The following is a 17,397-nucleotide window of genomic DNA, read 5'->3' as shown; positions in this document are numbered from 1 at the left end:
TAACTCTACGCGGACGATGAGATCAGCTTTGTTTTGATCGCGAGGGATACAGGTAGGAGTAGGGGGCGCGGCGCGCGAATTAGGCGGCTGGCAAACCGACTCTGGAGCTAATTCTGTATAAGCTTAATCGTCGAAATAGGCCATTGTCCGGCGTGGCCGCTGACCGAAATGCGCAAGCCGTGCAATTCGTCCAAGAAGAGTCCGTCGATTGTTCCTGCTTTTCCATCGCTGAGCACAACTGCCTTTCCTATCAATTCGGTCTGAGCTTGTTCGTACTGTACCAAGATCGTGTAAGCGCATTCTTTGACGAGCGGCATTTCCATCTCGACTGAAGATTTGGAGCAAGGCAGCATCAGAACTCGGACACCAAGAGCCGCAACTATTTTTTGCATTTGCGAGGTCGTGCGAACACGTCGCAGGCGGCCCGCAATCCTTAGCCCACGACATCAACATCGGCGGCATCGAGATAGGGACCTATCAACGTTTAGTCCAGTGCGCGCGGCAAGCTTTTCAAGTTCTCTTGGTCGAAGGTAAGTCAAACTCATGTCGCAAAGTGGATTGGTGCGATTGCGTACCAACTTCGTCGCTCGTTGGCAGAGTTGTGGAACGTGAGAAACCAACGGTACGTGCACGTTTAGTACTGCCGAACTGCCCGCCATCAGGACATGCAGCTCTGAGGCGGGCTGACAATGCGTCCCGAAGATGAGGGACGCTTCCAAGACCAGGAAGGCCGAAGGCTAGCCCTTCGATATGGCGTCATGTCGAAGGTGAAGATGGTCGCCCCGCCGCCGGCGCGGCGTTATAGGCGGAGACGGGGTAGAACAGGCCGACAGGTCGCGCAGCCAATTTCATCCGATCGCCTTCGCTCGAGTGAACTTGCATGCAGTGCGGTGGACCTACTGAACGGAGGTGCGTCTCTCGCCAGACCGCATGTCTTGGTTGGCTTGAGAAAGCTCCGTCGCGTCCATCGCGGCAAGTCGCTCAGCGCAACGTTCTGCGGCGGCGGCGACCGGCTTGTCCAAGCCGGGGAGCTTGGCCCATCCCCCCTTCTCAATGAAATCATCACGCTGCCAAGAGCTGGTATTCTTAAGGGCCGTGAGTTGAGCGCGCGCATCGGACGCGTCGGCGAAACGCTGAACGCAAACATTCGCCGCGAGCTCAGCGCGTGCGTCCCGGACGGCCTTGTCGGCCATCTCCCTGGCTGTCCCGCCGGTTACCCAGCCGCCCCACGTGAAACCGATGATCAGTGCGACGACGACAGAGCCCACGCAGCTCCAGAATAGAGCCGCTTTTGAAGGACGATATTCTCGCCAACGCCGCCCCAGTAACTGGGCGCTAGCCATATTGTGATCTCCTCACTGCTTATCGGTCCATCGTCAGCGTCTTGACTCTGCTTGTATCGACGGAGACGAAACCTCGACGCAATAACCGCGATCGCTAAAGAAAGCTCCACTGTCGTGCTGATAGATTGTACGCTGGTGTACGCACTGTCGATTCCGACTCAGCCGTCGAATTGGAGGGTACTGCTGGTGCAAAAGAATGGGGGACTAGGAGCCCGTATGGCTCAGCTCGTCTACGTAGCGCACAATGGCAGGCCTGCCGAACCCAGATGAGCACCGGGCAGGCGGACCTGTAAGCAGAGAGAAATCGGGATCCCGGCCGAAAGCTGGAGCGAAGATCGCGTTTCGCTCGGTGTCACCTTGACCTCGAATTTGCTCAGACTCGGAGTTCGCCTCCGCTAACAGATCCGTGATTTCGCGGTCCGCGCTGGCACGAAGCTCCTGAGTGACGCACGTTGCGCGTTTGAGCATCGATGACGGCGAGATACCTGCTGCACGACCATTTCCAAATCAAGCCCAGGATGAATTTCATGTTGGCAATCTCCTTGAATCTGAAATAAGGATGGCGACGCCCGTTTCTGGACGTCTTCGCTGGCTGAGGAAAACGGCGAGTTTTGCCTCTATCTGCGCGTGGCGCCGCCGCGCGAGTCCTCAAATCGGCTTCGCCCTCCTAACGGCCTCTTCTAGACAAGCGCTACGGGCAGGGGTGACGCAGTCCATCATAGCCCAGATATGTTCCCGACCGCGGGTCATACGATTTGAACCGCTGCGAACAGTACGCGTCATTTTCCAGAGCCTGGGCACGACTGTTGGCAATAGCACCGCCGATCGCTGCACCTGCTGCAAAGCCGCCGATGGCCGGGCCCCAGCCATAGTAGTGCGGATAGCCGTGTCGCCCGCCGTAATGGTGCCGTCCGTGGTGCCAGCCACTGCCTCGCCAGCCGACGTCAACGATGTGGCCCGCACCTTCGGGACTGTTTTGCACCGTCACCGGAGCTGCCGCGACGGAGCCGACGCCCGAAAAGGATGCAACGGACGCAATGGCCGCAATTCGCAAAGTCCGATTGAATCTCATGTTTCACCTCCGTTGTCGTGCACTGCATGCGACCAATTCGTAAGCGCGCAGCTTGGTTGCAATCAGCGACGGTACAGATGCGTACAGATGTGAAAGCGAACGGTTAGATCCAAACGCGCGCTTGTTGCCGCGGGTTGAGATCAAAGATAGAGCCCGCCACAACAGCGGTATTGCCAGAAGCCAGGAACAGAATGCCGCGACCGTCGGTTTCGGAGTGGCCGCGCTGCTAAGCTCATTCCCGAACTAATCAACGGCTGGGTTCGATTCTCAAAAGAGAGGCGGGCGCGCCGGTCGTCCTTTGATAGTCGCCGCGGCCGACATCAACCCTTCGGAGAATGCTCAAGCCACCCTTGAGAAATGCCGTAACGTACGATGTCAGCCCGCGTAAACAGCCCCAGCTTTTCCACAGCCCTGGATTTGTGCGTTTCGACCGTCTTGACGCTGACGTCCAGACGGGCGGCGATTTCCTTGTTGCTGAACCCCTGGGCAATGAAACGGAGAACCTCGGTCTCGCGAGGAGTCAGTTCGAGTTGGGCGGCTTTGCCCGGTGATCGATGTTCGCCGGAGCCGGAGGGTAGGGCCTTCTCGGCGATAGCGGGGTCGAGGTAAAGCCCGCCACCGGCGACGGCGCGGATCGCGCGCACCAGTTCGTCGGCGGCCGAGCGTTTCAGGAGGTAGCCGCGTGCTCCGGCCTGCATCATCGGCTGTACGTAGGCACGGTCCTCATGCACGGTCAGGGCCAACAGCCGAACGGTCGGGAAATCAGCCGAGATTCTTCGCGCAAGCTCGATCCCGCCGAGACCCGGTAGCGAGATGTCCAGGACAGCGATATCGGGCATGGCTTGGCTGATCATCTCTATTGCAGCTTTCCCGTCGGTCGCTTCGCCCACAATCGTAATGTCCTCGACCGGTTCGAGCAGGGCCTTCATGCCGGCCAGTACCAGCGGATGATCATCAGTCAGGGTAATGCGGATAGGGTTCACGGGTCGGATTCCCTTCCACTCAGCGGCACCATCATGAAAAGCGTTGTACCGTTCGACGGCTGAGACTCGATGGTGAGCGATCCTCCCAGCAGTACCAGTCGTTCTTCTATAACGGACAGGCCGAGTTTTGAATTTCTAACTTCAAGCCGTGTCAGCTCCTGGGTGTCAAAACCACAGCCGTCATCTTCGACTATGATGCGAAGCTCGTGGTTCCGACGATCCAGCACGATGCTGACGTTTCGGGCGCTGGCATGCTTTACAACGTTGTTGAGCGCTTCCTGAATAGCGCGATATACGGCGATCTCGACATCAGCCGCCGGTCTTTCGATATTTCCCAGCACCTGAACGTCAACGTTCACTCCGAAGCGCCGGCTCCATTCGGAGCAAAACGCTTCGAGCGCCTTGTACAGCCCTAAATCGTCCAGTCCGGTAGGCCGCAGATCGGCAGCGATTTGATGAATATCGCGACCAATCGCCCTTGCAAGACCTTGAAGCCAATGCAGCTTCTCAAGGCGTGCCGCCCGCGCCGGCACGTCTCCAAGCGACTGCTCCAGGCTCTTGAGGCCGAGCAGCAGGCCGGTCACGGTTTGCCCGATCTGATCATGCAACTCGCGCGCAATTCGCCTACGTTCATTCTCCTCGGCTTGTCCAAGGCGCCTCAGCAATTGGTGGCGCTCCAGTTCCGCGCGCTTGGTCTCCTCGATATCCAGAAGGACAGAGAAAACTGAGTCCGCCGCTGAGCGATCAAGACTAGACACGCGTCCGCTTGCTCGCAACCAGCGGCCGTTCGGCGGAGCAGTTCGGAAATCGACCACGACGGCTTTGCCGTCGCGACACTGAAGGAAAGATGGCTCGAAGAACGAGCGATCGGCCGGGTCGATGCTGGCCAGCAACCGCTCGAACGAAAGGCTTGTTTCCGCCAAGCCAGGAGTAGCTTCAAGGTGAAGCATTTCCAAGGCTCGCGCGGAAGCGACCACCTCGCCGGTCCTGAAATTCCAGCTGAATACGCCGAGATCTGCCGCATCGATCGTAAGTCTCCGCCGTTCTTCGCTCGCCTTGAGCGCGAGAGCGGCCTGCGCCTCTTGTTCTTGGCGGCGCTGCGATATGTCGCGCGCCGTAAACCACACAAGCGCCAGTGCCAATGCCAAGCTGACCGCACCGCCACCGGCGAGAAACACGACCGAGCGACGAACCGGTGCATCGAGTTGATCGGTCGGAATACCGAGGTGTACGGACCAGCCGTTTGTACCGGGAAGCTCCTTGTAAATCGAATCAACCTGATGTCCTTCGAGGGTCGTGCCGATATAAGCGCCCTCGGGTCCTTGTGCGATGGCCTCGCGCACAGACTGGCTCGCCGGACGCCCCAGCTCAAATTGCTCTCCAATCGTTCGCGCGACAATATTCCCCTTTGCATCAACGACAGCGCCGATCCAGCCGGTCGGAGCGCCGACGCCCTTCAGAATTTGGCTTACGGCATCAGGAACGAGCGCAATCGTCAGAACGTATTTAAGTTCGCCGTTGCGCTCGACCGGCGCCCGGAGCGCGATCAGGCGTTTTCCCGAGATCGGTCCGAGCGGGCCTATCCCACCTATGGCCGCCTTGCGCGTCCGCAGTATTCTCTCGAAGTTTTCCCGATCCGCCGTTGCTCCAAGATCGGCGCCGATCGGACGCAGCAGATTGAGCACCTGATTTCCTTGAGGGTCGACAAGTTCGATCGTCTCCCAAAGCGGCCGGGCTTCCTTGACACGCAGAGCCTCCAGATAGAACGAGCCCAGGTCCGGCTTGTCCAGTGTCGCCGAGGCCGCCAGGGTTTCTGCGATCTGGACTTGCACACCGAGTTCGGATGAGAGGCGGGTCACGACCCGATCGAGTGTTTCGAGCGCGGCAAGGCGTGAATCAGTACGTTCCTGACGGGCGTTCAAGAACACGACCCAGCCTGCGAACAGGACAAGCGGGATTGCTGCAGCCATCACCAGCAGAATTAGCGGACGTTGTGCTACGTTCTTTGTCATGCCTGCTCCGGATGCTTCGGACCTAATCATCCTTGCGACCAGACGCCCTACGCCTTGAATCCTTTAGCCTTTCCTAGGATGCCGCGAACTCGGCCAGGCCCATGGTCAGGTTTTTCCTGACCGACCCTGACGCTCAGCCCGACTGCTGATGGCGGCCATCTGCCCCAACCTTTAGGCAGAGGTCACCATTATCCAGGAGATAGTTATGCTTAGGCCCGATCAAACGGCAGAAGCAAGAACGAGGCACTCAGATGGGGTCGAAACTGCATTGAGAGCACCTCGCGCATGGACAGGCGGGCCCGGTTGCTTAATTGCTAACGATCTCGTCGGACGCCTGTCGTCGCAATCGCGTCACCAACTGCTCGATCGTTGCGAGACGGTCCGCCTGTTCCAGCGACAAATGCTGCAGGAGCGGGGGGCTGAATTGCGGTTTGCCTATTTCATCGAGTCGGGTGCCGCCTCCCTCACTGCCCGAGCGGGGGACTGCCCGCCCGTTGAGATTCATACATTGGGCAGAAAGGATTTCGTCGGCATACCCCTAATTCTTGGAATGCGGGTTTCTCCGCATCGCTGCACAGTGCAGGTGGCGGGACAAGCGTTGCGCCTGCCAGCCGAGGACCTCGTCCATCTCGTCAAGACGAACGTCGAGATTGAAAAGCTGCTTTTGGGATACGTGCAGGCCACGCTGATACACAGCTCCCAGCTGATTGCGTGCAATTCGCGGCATAACCTGACACAGCGCCTCGCAAGATGGCTGCTGGTAGCCAAGGACAGATTTGGTTCAAATGAGATCGCTCTGACGCATCGCGCGATGGCGCAGGCATTGGCCGTACGCCGCGCTGGAATCACGACGACCATGGGTGCGATGGAGCACGCCGGCATGATCCGGCGGGGCCGAGGAAGGACCGTTATCGTCGACGAGAGACGCCTCGAAGCGGTATCTTGCAATTGCTATCATGTAATCCAATCCGCTCACGATCGTTCGCTCAATTTGCCTCCCGCGATCCGAATCGCTCATTCGTAAAGGACAAAAGTCGCTTCTCAGGCAGGGCCTTCTTCAGTCGGAAAACGTATGCAAGGAGCATGACATGAAAGTCAGTATGCGAAGTGCGACCGCTCTAATTGCGGCAATGGCCCTGGTCTCGTCCATTGGAGCGGCCACCGCACAAAAGAAGTATGACACCGGCGCGTCCGACACTGAGATCAAGATCGGCAATATCATGCCCTACAGCGGGCCTGCGTCCGCCTATAGCGTTATCGGGCGCACCGAAGCTGCGTATTTCCGGAAGATCAACGACGAAGGCGGCATCAACGGTCGGAAGGTCAACTTTATATCGTACGATGACTCGTACAGTCCCCCAAAGACCGTCGAACAAGCCAGAAAATTGGTTGAGAGCGACGGTGTCTTGCTGATCTTTAATTCGCTTGGCACGCCAACCAACACAGCCATTCACCATTACATGAACCGGAAGGAGGTACCGCAATTGTTCGTCGCTACCGGAGCCACGAAATGGGCGGATCCAAAGGACTTTCCGTGGACCATGGGCTGGCAGCCGAACTACCAGACCGAAGCAAGGATCTACGCCCGCTACATCCTCGAACACAAACCAAACGCGAAAATCGCCGTCCTGTATCAGAACGACGACTACGGAAGGGATTACCTGAAAGGTCTGGTTGACGGGTTGGGGAACAAAGCAGGTATGATCGTGGCCAAGGACAGCTACGATGTATCAGAACCAACGATATCGTCTCACATCGTGAACCTGCAGGCCAGCGGAGCCGACGTTCTGTTCACCGTCGCGACGCCCAAATTCGCCGCGCAGACGATCCTAGAGGTGCGCCAGCTCGGTTGGGATCCGCTCTTCATTCTCAACAACGTAAGTGCATCGATCGGCGCGGTTCTGAAGCCCGCCGGATTTGAAAATGCCAAGGGGATCATCTCGGCCGCGTACATGAAGGACGAAACGGATCCCAGGTGGATGAGCGAACCGGATTCCAAGGAATGGGCGGCATTCCTCGACAAATATATGCCGGACGCCGACAGATCCGATGCAGGCGTGGCAGTCGGCTATTCGGTGGCGCGGACGCTTGTTCATGTCCTCGACATGTGCGGTGACAATCTGACGCGCGAAAACGTTATGAAGCAGGCCGCCAACCTGAAGGACTTCGATCCCGGATTGCTGTTGCCCGGAATCAAGATCAACACCAGCACTTCGGACTTTGCGCCAATTGAGCAGTTACAGATGATGCGGTTTAACGGGAAATCCTGGGAGTTGTTCGGACCGGTCATGAACGCTGAGGCCAGCTCATAGCACTCATGGAGTAACTCTCCGCGCGAGAGTGTAGCGGAGGGCTAATTTGTCGATCCCGCTCGCTTGGCTCGTCACCGCGGGCAGACCTCCGAACGTCGCATGCTGCGATTGTCGCGAAGTCGGCGCAATGCGTGCGTCTTGCACTTGTTTCTTGCGGACTCGATTCTTGATCGAGATCGCCTCCAAATTAAAGCGAAGGTGAGGGGGAGAGGCGTCCTAGGGCGACGCGAGAAATGAAATTCAAGGCGAGGGCGCGCCGCAAGAAACTCAACTCTCCTTGAGAAGGAATCAATTCCCCAATCAACATCTCGAAAGAGTGAGACCGCCAGGTAGCGCGCGCGTTATTGGGTGTATCTTATAAGAGCCGGGGCCCCCGGATGTTTCGACGTATGGCCATAATGTTGGTCGCTGTCGGCGTGGTTTTTGCGGCGATCTTTGGGTTTGAAGCTTTCAGGGCGAGAATGATCCAGAAAGCAATCGAGGGTCTGCGGAACCCGCCGCAGACGGTGTCCACGATCACGGCCACCACGCAGCAGTGGCAGGATCGCCTGGAGGCTGTGGGCAGTACCCGGGCGGCGAAGGGGGCCGACCTTAGTGCGCAGGTCGCCGGAATGGTCAAATCGATCCACTTCGAGTCCGGCGGAAGAGTCGAGAAGGGAGCGCTGCTCGTCGAACTGGAAGATGCCGACGATGTCGCCCGTCTGCACGCTTTCCAGGCGACGGCGGCGCTAGCGCAGCTCAACTATGACCGCGACAGCAAGTTGCTAAAGACCGAGGCCATCAGCCAGCAGACCGTCGATAACGCCCTGGCGACGCTCAAGAACAATCAGGCGCAGGTGGCGCAACAGCAGGCGCTGGTCAGTTACAAATCGATCAGGGCCCCTTTCTCCGGCCGGCTTGGCATCCGACAGATCGATCTCGGCCAATATATCGCGCCAGGCACGCCGATCGTGACGCTGCAGCAGCTTGAGCGGATTTTCGTCGATTTCTACCTGCCGCAGCAGGCGCTGGCGAAGGTCAGGGTCGGGCAGGCCGTCATCGCCGAGGTCGACACCTATCCCAAGTTGAAGTTCACCGGCGAGATCCTGGCAATCAATCCGCTCGTCGATGAGGCGAGCCGCAATGTCCAGATCCGCGCGACATTTAACAATCCCGACGAAAGGCTATTGCCGGGAATGTTCGCAACCGTCGACATCGACATTGGCGAGCCAAAGCGCTACGTGACCCTGCCGAAAACTGCGATCTACTATAACTCTTATGGCAGCATCACCTACGTGGTTGAGAATGCAGGAAAGGACGAGGGCGGAGGCGAGCAGGAGGTCGCGCGCCAGGTCTTCGTGAAGACGGGTCAGACGCGCGGCGACCAGGTCGCGGTGCTGGAGGGAATCAAGCCCGGCGATGTCGTGGTCACAGCTGGGCAGAACAAGCTCCACAACGGGTCGCCCGTTCGGACCAACAACGAAATTCCCGTACCCTTCAGCGCGAACCCGCAAGTCTCGGAAGAGTGAAGGGACTGCAATGAACTTCACCGAGCTTTTCATTCGTCGACCGGTTCTCGCAACTGTCGTTAGTCTGATGATCCTTGCACTCGGCCTGCGCGCCATGGGTTCGTTGCCGGTGCTGCAGTATCCGCGCACGCAGAACGCCGTCGTAACCGTCACCACGACCTATTACGGCGCTGATCCCGGCGTGATCGCGGGATTCATCACCACGCCGCTCGAGAATGCGATCGCGCAGGTGAACGGTATCGACTACATGGCCTCGAAAAGCGCGAGCGGTGTCTCTTCGATAACTCTCAACCTGCGGATGAACTACGATGCCGCCAAGGCGCTGACGGAAATCAACACCAAAGTCAATTCGGTGTTGAACCAGCTTCCCTCAAGATCGCAGCAACCGGTCTTGACGGTGCAGATCGGCCAGACCGTGGACGCCATGTATCTTGGCTTCGATAGCGAAGTGCTGGCCCGGAACCAGATCACCGACTATCTCACCCGCGTCGTGCAGCCGAAGCTACAGACTGTACCGGGGGTGCAGACCGCAGAGATTCTGGGTGCGCAGAACTTTGCGTTGCGCGCGTGGCTCGACCCAGAGAAGCTCGCCGCCTACGGCCTCAGTGCCGCCGACGTTTCCGCGGCGCTGACCCAAAACAACTATATCTCTGGAATCGGCACCACCAAGGGCCAAATGGTGGAGGTCAATCTGACCGCGTCGACCGGCCTGCACACTGAAAGCGAATTTGCCAATCTGATCGTTAAGCAGGTGGGCGGCGCGATCGTGCGGCTGAAGGACGTAGCGGACGTCTCGCTCGGCGCGGAAAGTTACGAAACCCAAGTCGCCTTCGACGGCAAGTCCGCGGTCTATATCGGCATCCAGGTGGCGCCGACGGCCAATCTGCTCGACGTTATCGCTGGCATACACAAGATATTCCCGGCCATCCATGCAGCACTGCCGAATGGCCTGCACGGCCGGATCGTTTACGATTCGACGGATTTCGTGCATGCCGCAATTCGCGACGTGGTGTGGACGCTGGTCGAGGCGCTGCTGATCGTCAATTTGGTCGTGTTCCTGTTTCTGGGATCTGCGCGTTCCGTCGTCATCCCAATGGTCGCGATCCCGCTGTCATTGGTCGGCGCCTTCACGATGATGCTGGTGCTCGGCTTCTCGATCAATCTCCTGACTCTACTAGCACTGGTGCTTGCCATCGGCCTCGTAGTTGATGACGCCATCATCGTCGTCGAGAACGTCAACCGTCATCTTGAGGAAGGAAAGACGCCGGTTGTCGCGGCGATCGAGGGTGCGCGAGAACTCGGGCGTCCGATCATCGCAATGACGATCGTCCTGGTCGCGGTCTATGTCCCGATCGCGTTCCAGGGCGGCCTGACCGGCGCGCTGTTCAACGAATTCGCATTCACCCTGGTCGGCGCCGTGACCATATCGGCAGTCGTCGCGCTCACCTTGTCGCCGATGATGAGTTCGCGCCTGCTCAAGGGCCACGGCACGGCGCAAGGCTGGCAGGAACGCCTCGTCGTCCTTATCGACTATCGCTTCGAGCTACTACGGCGCTTTTACATGAGGTGGCTGCACAGCAGCCTAGACTTTATCCCCGTAACGGCGGTCTTCGCATCGCTGGTGCTGTCCAGCATCTATTTCCTCTATGCTGGCGCCAAAAGCGAGCTCGCACCGCAGGAAGATCAAGGCGTCGTTATCGCGTCGTCGACGCTAGCGCCAAACGCCACGTTGCAACAGAAGGTGCTCTATGCCCAGCAGGTTTACCGGATCATGAAAGGATTTCCGGAGACCGATCACGTCTTCCAGATCAACTCCCCCGCCAACGTGGTCGCGGGCATGGTGCTGAAACCATGGGACGAACGCAAGAGAACCAGCAACCAGCTCCAGCCGATCGTTCAACGCCAGCTCGACCGGGTCGCTGGCGCTCGCATTGCCGCGTTTCAGCTCCCGCCGCTGCCGGGCAGCCAGGGCTTGCCGGTACAGTTTGTGATCAAGACCACCGATTCATTCGACAGGCTCAATGATGTCGCCCAGCGCTTCCTTAGGGCCGCGCTCGACAGTGGCATGTTCATCTTCCTCGATACGGATCTGAAGATCGACAGCCCGCAAGCGGTGGTCGAGATCGATCGCGACAAGGCCGCGCAACTCGGGCTCAATATGAGCGATGTCGGCAACGCCATGGCGGCGATGCTGGGCGGTGGGTATGTGAACTATTTCAGCCTCGATCAGCGTTCCTACAAGGTGATCCCCCAAGTTCAACGGCGATTTCGCCTGAACACCGATCAGCTGCTCAATTATTATGTCGCTAACGTCTCCGGCGTTCCGGTGCCTCTGTCGACGATTGCACACATCACCGCCAAAACGGTACCGGAGACACTCAATCACTTCCAGCAACTCAACAGCGCCACGATCCAGGGCGTTGCAGCGCCCGGCGTGGCGCATGCCGACGCGCTGGATTTCCTCATCAACCTGGCCGCCAAAACCTTGCCTCAGGGCTACACTGCTGATTACAGCGGGCTGTCGCGGCAATACATCCAGGAATCCTCCGGGTTCCTTGCTATCTTCGGATTCGCGCTTGTCATTATCTTCCTCTCGCTTGCTGCGCTGTTCGAAAGCTTCCGCGATCCGTGCATCATATTGGTCTCGGTGCCGATGTCGATCGCGGGCGCGCTGATCTTCGTGAACCTTGGCGTCGGCGGCGCATCGCTAAACATCTACACCAATGTTGGCCTGGTGACCCTGATGGGGCTGATCAGCAAGCATGCGATTCTGATCGTCGAATTCGCCAACGAGCTGCAGCGCAGCGGCGTCTCCAAGCGTGAGGCTATCGAGCAGGCCTCCGGTATCAGGTTGCGTCCGATTTTAATGACGACCGCGGCGATGGTGCTCGGGGTTGTGCCGCTGATCACCGCAAGCGGCGCCGGCGCCGTATCGCGGTTCAACATGGGACTCGTGATCGCGAGCGGACTTTCGATCGGAACACTGTTTACGCTGTTCGTGGTTCCGGCGGTCTATCTGTTGATAGCATCCGATCATTCCCGCCGGGTGGAGCAGGGCGCCCCCGGTGCGGTGAGGACGGTCTGAAAGTCTAGCATTGAAGGAAAGGGGACCGGATCGAACAACCCGCCCTTATAGGCCTTGCCGCTTGGCGCGTCCGGCGACGCGCACAGGCAGCACCTCCTGCTACCAGCCAATCCGCATCGCGACGAACTTGGTGGCCCGCGATGTCTTCACCTTTACCGCACGTCGTGTTGCCGTCGCTTTTCGCTTCCGTGAGCGCCTTGCGGATGTCTCCTGCGCCGCCGACGATGTTGCCGGACTGCGAGCCGTGACCCGCGTCCGCGCCCTCGGGATCGACGGTTGTCACGATCACACTTTTGTCTCCTTTATCGCCGGAGCTCGCCACTTCGTTTGTCGGAGCGGCCGTGAGGCCGAGATGGGAGATGTTGCGGGCTTGCTTCGGCTGATACTTTGTCGACCTTGGAGGCAAAACACCGGGTTGTCAGGGCTTCCCCTGAGCCTGCACCTTCGGTCTCGATGTTCGCTTCGCGCCAACTTGCGTGCGCGAGCACTCGCTGCCAGTCCCATCTTCTCCGACTGCCGAGCCTCAACATCGGTGGCGGGGGCGACGACCTCACGGTGGACTACCTGCTGACGACGACGCGGCAGGCATCCCGGCATCCTGGTATTGACGAACTCGATGAGCTCTTCCGGGACCTCACATCTGAGGTCCCATGCGGCGGCGGATGTTGCAGCGCTCACATGCGCTCGCAACTGGATGGTCTCCGCGGTAGGGTCGGTAACCTGAAGACTGACGACGCGGCGGTCCCACCTCGGATTGGCGGCGACTATCTCGTTTAGTTTCGAGCGTATCGTTGGGACGTCCGTCGAATAGTCGACGTTGAAGGTGACAGCGCCGATGATGGATGAACTCTCGCTGGTCCAGTTTTGGAACGGCTTTTCGATGAAGTAGCTTAGGGGGAGAACCATTCTGCGCCAGTCCCACAACTGTATCACGACGTAGGTTGAGGTGATTTCCTCGACGGTGCCGTATTCCCCCTCCCACGATGATGACATCCTGAACTCGGATCGGCTGTGTCATGGTAATTTGAACGCCGGCGATCAGATTCGACAGCAAGGGGCGCGCAGCGAGGCCTACCGCAAGTCCCGCCACGCCCGCCGATGCGAACAGGCTGACTCCGTATTGCCGAACCGCGTCGAAACTCCGGTGCCGATCACGGCAGTCACGGTGACTGCGGCACGTTTCAATATTCGCACTTGCGTGGCGTGCTTGCGCGCAAGAAGGTTGTTCTCCACGTTGACTTGAAGATGACGAAGATACACCGAACCAAAGATTTCGATAATAACGATCGCAATCCACGTAAGTAGCGCAATGACAGCGACTTGCAGAACGCGAGCGAGAAAAGCGGGGGAGCGCACCGCTAATCGGGGTAAGTTGCAGCAGCGATGTCGCGAAAAAAATGACAGTGCCAAGAGCGGATGGAGCCCGCAGCTTCTTCAGGACCAGCAGCCAGGCAAAATTCTCGGTACTGCGGAGCCACTTTTCAAGAGTGAGAAATAGAAATCGATAAACCAGCAGCCCGGCGACGATGGCTGCCAGAAGCGTTGCTGCGACGATGACCCACGCTGGCACCGAGTTTATGACGGTAGCCATCGACGCACTCCAGTCTTGCATCACGGTTCGCGCAACTTGCCAATGAATTGGCTTTTGGGATGCGGGCACGCCAGCGACAGCAGATCATTCCCGATCATTCGCGTCCGGTCTAAAGTCCCAGTCCAAGAAACACACATATAGGAAGAAGCAAGAACCGCCGCGTTCGTTTCCTGGTGTGGACCGGCAGTCCCCCGGAAAGCGAGGCCAATTGGTCTCGTTGCGTACCAATACCGAAACAGAGCCATGAACATTTGCGAAGACGATGATGCGTTTCCCAGCATCCGTCGAGGAACGAAGCGCGCGGCCACGCGAGTTTACGGTCACGAAGGTTTTCGGTGACGACGCACTGACGAAACTAAGGATGTCGACCTCGCCGTTGACGAGAGCATGCTCTACAGGATGCAAACTGCTGGATGCCAGATATTGGAGGCCCGAATCAGCGTTAAGGCTCTCGTCGTAAGCAAAGTGCACCGGAATTCGACTAGATACGTCGCGACGCTCGACTAGAGAACAAGTCCGCCTCTGGGCTGCATAGCGTCAGTCGGCTTCGTCTCTAACCTGTAACGGCGCCCATTGACCCGGTACGATACCGTACTGTCTCGAAGGCCCCATTGGTTGCGCAAGGAACTGCAAGAGTCCCGGGGGCGTTTGCATTGAAGGGCGACGCGCGGGAATTCATCATGATCAGGTTCGTCGCCTGCCTCGTCACCGGGCTTCTTGTGTTCACGGCAATGCCCATGACTTTGGACGCACAGCCGAGAGGGCATCGTCCAGGAGCTGCCGCACCCGCGCCTCGCGCAGCGATGCCAAGACAGGCAGCACCGCACCGGGTGGTCCCGAGGGCTGCTCCGGTTCCGCGCGTTGCCCCGCGCGGCATGCCGTCTCGCGCCGCACCAAGCATCCGACGGGCTGCGCCACCGCAGGTTCGCCAAAAACTGCAACGGCAACAGCGAATTCAGCGGCACATGCGTGCGCAACCTCGGTCGCGGATCGAGCAGCGCGCCCGCCAACAGCGCCGACAGGAACGTGTCCGGCGCCCGCAACGGCATGAGAACGTTCAACAGCAACGTCGAGAGCGGTTGCAGCCCCGACGGGAGAGGGCCGAGGATCGGCTGCAGCGCCGGCGGGAACGGGCCGAGGAGCGGTTGCAGAAACGGCGGGAGCGCGCGGTGCAGCCAGACCGCCGAGAGGACCGCGAGCGCGCGCGGCAGGCGGAGCCGCAACGAGAGCAACGCCAGCAGGAGCGTGCCGCAGAGCGGAAGGAGCGGCTGGAGCAGCGTGAGCAGCGGCGACAGGACGGTGCGCAGCGACGGGAGCAGTTGTTTCGGGAACGTGCGCAGCAGCGCGAACAGCGGCGCCAGGAGCGACTCGAAGCGCGTGAGCGGCGGCCCGCTCCCCTAACGCCGGAGGCGGCCGCTCGCGGGCGCTTCGCTGCGCAATTCCGCGCCGACCGGCGGCAGGCCGAGGAAGCCCGGCAGCAGGCCAGAGAGGCGCGCCGGGCCGGGGTCGCTGCACGGCACGCCTGGCGGCATAAGCATCACGCTCACTTCGTAGCGTGGGTGGGACCGGTCTTCTGGCCGTATGCCTACTTTGACATCTTCCACTATACGTTCTGGCCTTATGCCTATAGCGAGGGTTATTGGGCATACGCCTACGACGACATTTTCGAAGGAATCTTCTGGCCGTACGGCAGTTCCTATTCTCAATCCACATATGCCGCGCCGTACCCGGACGGTTTGAAGAGTGCGTCGCCTGGCGACCGGGCGTCCCGCGACCGAGCCGCCCGGGTGATTGCGCAGGTCTGCGAGCCGGCCAAAGTCGTCACGGCGTGGCCGTTCGAGCGCATCGAGAATGCTATTCGGCTGGATCCCGCGCAGGAAAAGCTTCTGGATCACCTCAAGACGGCGGCAGCGGAGGCAGCCGAGGCGTTCAAGGCTGCCTGCCCCACGGACATTCCGATGACGCCGACCGGACGTTTGCAGGTCATGATTGAGCGGCTTGAGGCGACGCTTGAGGCCATCCGTATTGTGCGGCCGCCGCTCGAGGCGTTCTACAATTCGCTGGACGACGAGCAGAAGGCGCGTTTCAACCTGCTCGGGCCGGAGGTGGGCCGCGCCAGCACCGGCCGGCAGACTCAGGCGCAAGACGAAGCCTCCCGTTGCGGCGAGCCCAAGCCAGGCCTGATAGACCTGCCGATTGGAAGGATCGAGGAGGTTGTGCGGCCACAGGGGTCGCAGGAGAAGGCGCTCGACGAATTGAGAGGAGCGACGGTGAGCGCAGTTGATATGCTCCAATCCGCTTGTCCCGACGTTACTCCGCAGACGCCGGTCGGCCGGCTCGAGGCGATGGAGAGCCGGCTAAAGGCGATGGTCGACGCTGCCAGGACAGTGCAGCCGGCACTCCAGACGTTCTACGCTTCGTTGAGCGGCGAGCAGAAAGCGCGCTTCAACACGCTTGGAAGCGAAGCGAGACACAGGCGCCCGTGAGTAAAAACGCAGCCATGCGTTTCACGCCTTTTCCCCCACCGTCAGATTGACCCCTGGCGGCCCCGGCTCCGCCTGGTAGGTCGCGATGACTGGAATTAACAGAGCGCAATCGTTTGGTCGCCGAGCACAGGACTTCGTAGTCAACAATGATACCGTAGTTCAGCTGCTGAACTAACAGCGTCCTGGTCCCTGTCCAAGCTTGAGGTCTCGACAATGCACTCGATCTTAGGAAAGTTTTGGCGAACAGGTATCATTGGAAATCTGCTGACTGGCATGTTCGTTCTGCTGCCATTTATGCTGACCGTCCTGATCATCAGTTGGGTCATCAGTACCGTTGGAGCGACAATCGGTCCGGGTACGTGGATCGGCGATCTGCTGACGAGTGGCGGCGCGGCAATCGTCGGGCAGAAACGTGGGCTAATCGCCTTTCTCATCGGTGCTTGCATCGCCCTTGCAAGCCTTTGGCTCCTTGGCCTTATCGTGCGAATCGAGGCACGACGCGCACTCGATCGGACCCTAGACGACGTGCTGGCGACGGTGCCTTTATTTCGATCCATCTATCGCCCCGTTTCCCAAGTCGTTCGTCTTTTTGCCGCCAGCAAAGCAGACTTGGCCGGCCTGCCGGTTGTGATGTGCCGCCTCGGAGGGGATCAAGGGGCGGACGTCCCAGCCTTGCTCGCTGCTAACGAGGTTTTCGATGTTGGCGGCGACCGACGCTTGTTGGTCTACCTGCCGACTTCGCCTCTCCCCGCCTGGGGTGGCCTGGTTTTAGTACCGGAAGCCGCAGTGATACGCGTTCCCAGCATGGACGCGGACGCGCTGATAAAGCTCTACTTTTCCTTCGGTGTGCTTGCCCGCGAGGTTATCCCGACGGTCGCGCGGTCCTGATGAATGGAAGACAGACGGGCTGTTAGTTCAGTACCAAGCGGTGCCGATGCGCTTCGGTCACGGATCAACACGATGTGGATGCGGCACCTTGGCGCGGTTGCGCAGAAGGCTCCAGCA

At 59.4% G+C, this 17,397-nt stretch carries 13 protein-coding genes; 6 read left to right on the top strand and 7 right to left on the bottom strand.

The genetic code is table 11. The features are described 5' to 3' along the window. Positions 1–107: 107 nt before the first annotated feature. From V1279_RS31950 to V1279_RS31930, 5 genes are all read right to left on the bottom strand, one after another. Positions 108–317: a PRC-barrel domain containing protein gene (locus tag V1279_RS31950; RefSeq protein WP_334446654.1), complete on the bottom strand. Its 210-nt coding sequence runs from the start codon at positions 315–317 to the stop codon at positions 108–110. A 579-nt stretch (positions 318–896) separates the two neighbouring features. Further along, entirely contained in the window at positions 897–1,343 is a 447-nt protein-coding gene (locus V1279_RS31945) for a hypothetical protein (protein WP_334444311.1), read from the bottom strand. Positions 1,344–2,034: 691 nt separating this feature from the next. Then, complete coding sequence (locus tag V1279_RS31940) at positions 2,035–2,415, bottom strand: BA14K family protein (RefSeq protein WP_334444309.1); 381 nt, start codon at positions 2,413–2,415, stop codon at positions 2,035–2,037. Between the two features lie 320 nt (positions 2,416–2,735). Next, complete coding sequence (locus tag V1279_RS31935) at positions 2,736–3,398, bottom strand: response regulator transcription factor (RefSeq protein WP_334444307.1); 663 nt, start codon at positions 3,396–3,398, stop codon at positions 2,736–2,738. Beyond that, a complete protein-coding gene (locus V1279_RS31930) occupies positions 3,395–5,410 on the bottom strand; it encodes a sensor histidine kinase (RefSeq protein WP_334444305.1) in 2,016 nt (671 codons plus the stop codon). Before V1279_RS31930 ends, V1279_RS31935 begins: the two co-directional genes overlap by 4 nt. Before the next feature lie 205 nt (positions 5,411–5,615). Between V1279_RS31930 and V1279_RS31925 the strand changes: the two genes are divergently transcribed. The 4 genes from V1279_RS31925 (at position 5,616) to V1279_RS31910 (ending at position 12,315) form a co-directional block, all read left to right on the top strand. Next, complete coding sequence (locus V1279_RS31925; protein WP_334444303.1) at positions 5,616–6,434, top strand: Crp/Fnr family transcriptional regulator; 819 nt, start codon at positions 5,616–5,618, stop codon at positions 6,432–6,434. 76 nt (positions 6,435–6,510) lie between these two features. Next, on the top strand, positions 6,511–7,722 hold the full coding sequence (locus tag V1279_RS31920; RefSeq protein ID WP_442894926.1) for an ABC transporter substrate-binding protein: 1,212 nt from the start codon (positions 6,511–6,513) through the stop codon (positions 7,720–7,722). 461 nt (positions 7,723–8,183) lie between these two features. Then, a complete protein-coding gene (locus V1279_RS31915; protein WP_334444299.1) occupies positions 8,184–9,230 on the top strand; it encodes an efflux RND transporter periplasmic adaptor subunit in 1,047 nt (348 codons plus the stop codon). A gap of 10 nt (positions 9,231–9,240) precedes the next feature. Then, a complete protein-coding gene (locus tag V1279_RS31910) occupies positions 9,241–12,315 on the top strand; it encodes an efflux RND transporter permease subunit (protein WP_334444297.1) in 3,075 nt (1,024 codons plus the stop codon). A 4-nt stretch (positions 12,316–12,319) separates the two neighbouring features. Here the strand turns inward: V1279_RS31910 and V1279_RS31905 are convergent, their stop codons facing one another. Continuing rightward, positions 12,320–12,604 carry a hypothetical protein gene (locus V1279_RS31905; protein ID WP_334444295.1) on the bottom strand — a complete coding sequence of 95 codons (285 nt, stop codon included), beginning with the start codon at positions 12,602–12,604 and terminating at the stop codon, positions 12,320–12,322. Then, positions 12,601–13,308, bottom strand: coding sequence for a mechanosensitive ion channel family protein (locus V1279_RS31900; RefSeq protein ID WP_334446652.1), 708 nt, complete (start codon positions 13,306–13,308; stop codon positions 12,601–12,603). Before V1279_RS31900 ends, V1279_RS31905 begins: the two co-directional genes overlap by 4 nt. Positions 13,309–15,075: 1,767 nt before the next feature. Here V1279_RS31900 and V1279_RS31895 point away from each other — a divergent pair. Continuing rightward, positions 15,076–16,392, top strand: coding sequence for a Spy/CpxP family protein refolding chaperone (locus V1279_RS31895; RefSeq protein ID WP_334444293.1), 1,317 nt, complete (start codon positions 15,076–15,078; stop codon positions 16,390–16,392). A 273-nt stretch (positions 16,393–16,665) separates the two neighbouring features. Next, positions 16,666–17,280 carry a DUF502 domain-containing protein gene (locus V1279_RS31890; protein WP_334444291.1) on the top strand — a complete coding sequence of 205 codons (615 nt, stop codon included), beginning with the start codon at positions 16,666–16,668 and terminating at the stop codon, positions 17,278–17,280. Positions 17,281–17,397 lie beyond the last annotated feature (117 nt).

It is taken from the genome of Bradyrhizobium sp. AZCC 1610 (assembly GCF_036924515.1).
GTDB lineage: Bacteria > Pseudomonadota > Alphaproteobacteria > Rhizobiales > Xanthobacteraceae > Bradyrhizobium.
The sequence above is the reverse complement of the archived record's forward strand: the minus strand, read 5'-3'. Positions and strand labels throughout refer to the sequence as shown.

Bases quoted from the DNA above. Each gene is read 5' to 3' on its own strand.
- V1279_RS31950 (WP_334446654.1), bottom strand. From the start codon at position 317: ATGCCGCTCGTCAAAGAATGCGCTTACACGATCTTGGTACAGTACGAA.
- V1279_RS31945 (WP_334444311.1), bottom strand. From the start codon at position 1,343: ATGGCTAGCGCCCAGTTACTGGGGCGGCGTTGGCGAGAATATCGTCCT.
- V1279_RS31940 (WP_334444309.1), bottom strand. From the start codon at position 2,415: ATGAGATTCAATCGGACTTTGCGAATTGCGGCCATTGCGTCCGTTGCA.
- V1279_RS31930 (WP_334444305.1), bottom strand. From the start codon at position 5,410: ATGACAAAGAACGTAGCACAACGTCCGCTAATTCTGCTGGTGATGGCT.
- V1279_RS31925 (WP_334444303.1), top strand. From the start codon at position 5,616: ATGCTTAGGCCCGATCAAACGGCAGAAGCAAGAACGAGGCACTCAGAT.
- V1279_RS31920 (WP_442894926.1), top strand. From the start codon at position 6,511: ATGCGAAGTGCGACCGCTCTAATTGCGGCAATGGCCCTGGTCTCGTCC.
- V1279_RS31915 (WP_334444299.1), top strand. From the start codon at position 8,184: ATGATCCAGAAAGCAATCGAGGGTCTGCGGAACCCGCCGCAGACGGTG.
- V1279_RS31910 (WP_334444297.1), top strand. From the start codon at position 9,241: ATGAACTTCACCGAGCTTTTCATTCGTCGACCGGTTCTCGCAACTGTC.
- V1279_RS31900 (WP_334446652.1), bottom strand. From the start codon at position 13,308: ATGTCATCATCGTGGGAGGGGGAATACGGCACCGTCGAGGAAATCACC.
- V1279_RS31890 (WP_334444291.1), top strand. From the start codon at position 16,666: ATGTTCGTTCTGCTGCCATTTATGCTGACCGTCCTGATCATCAGTTGG.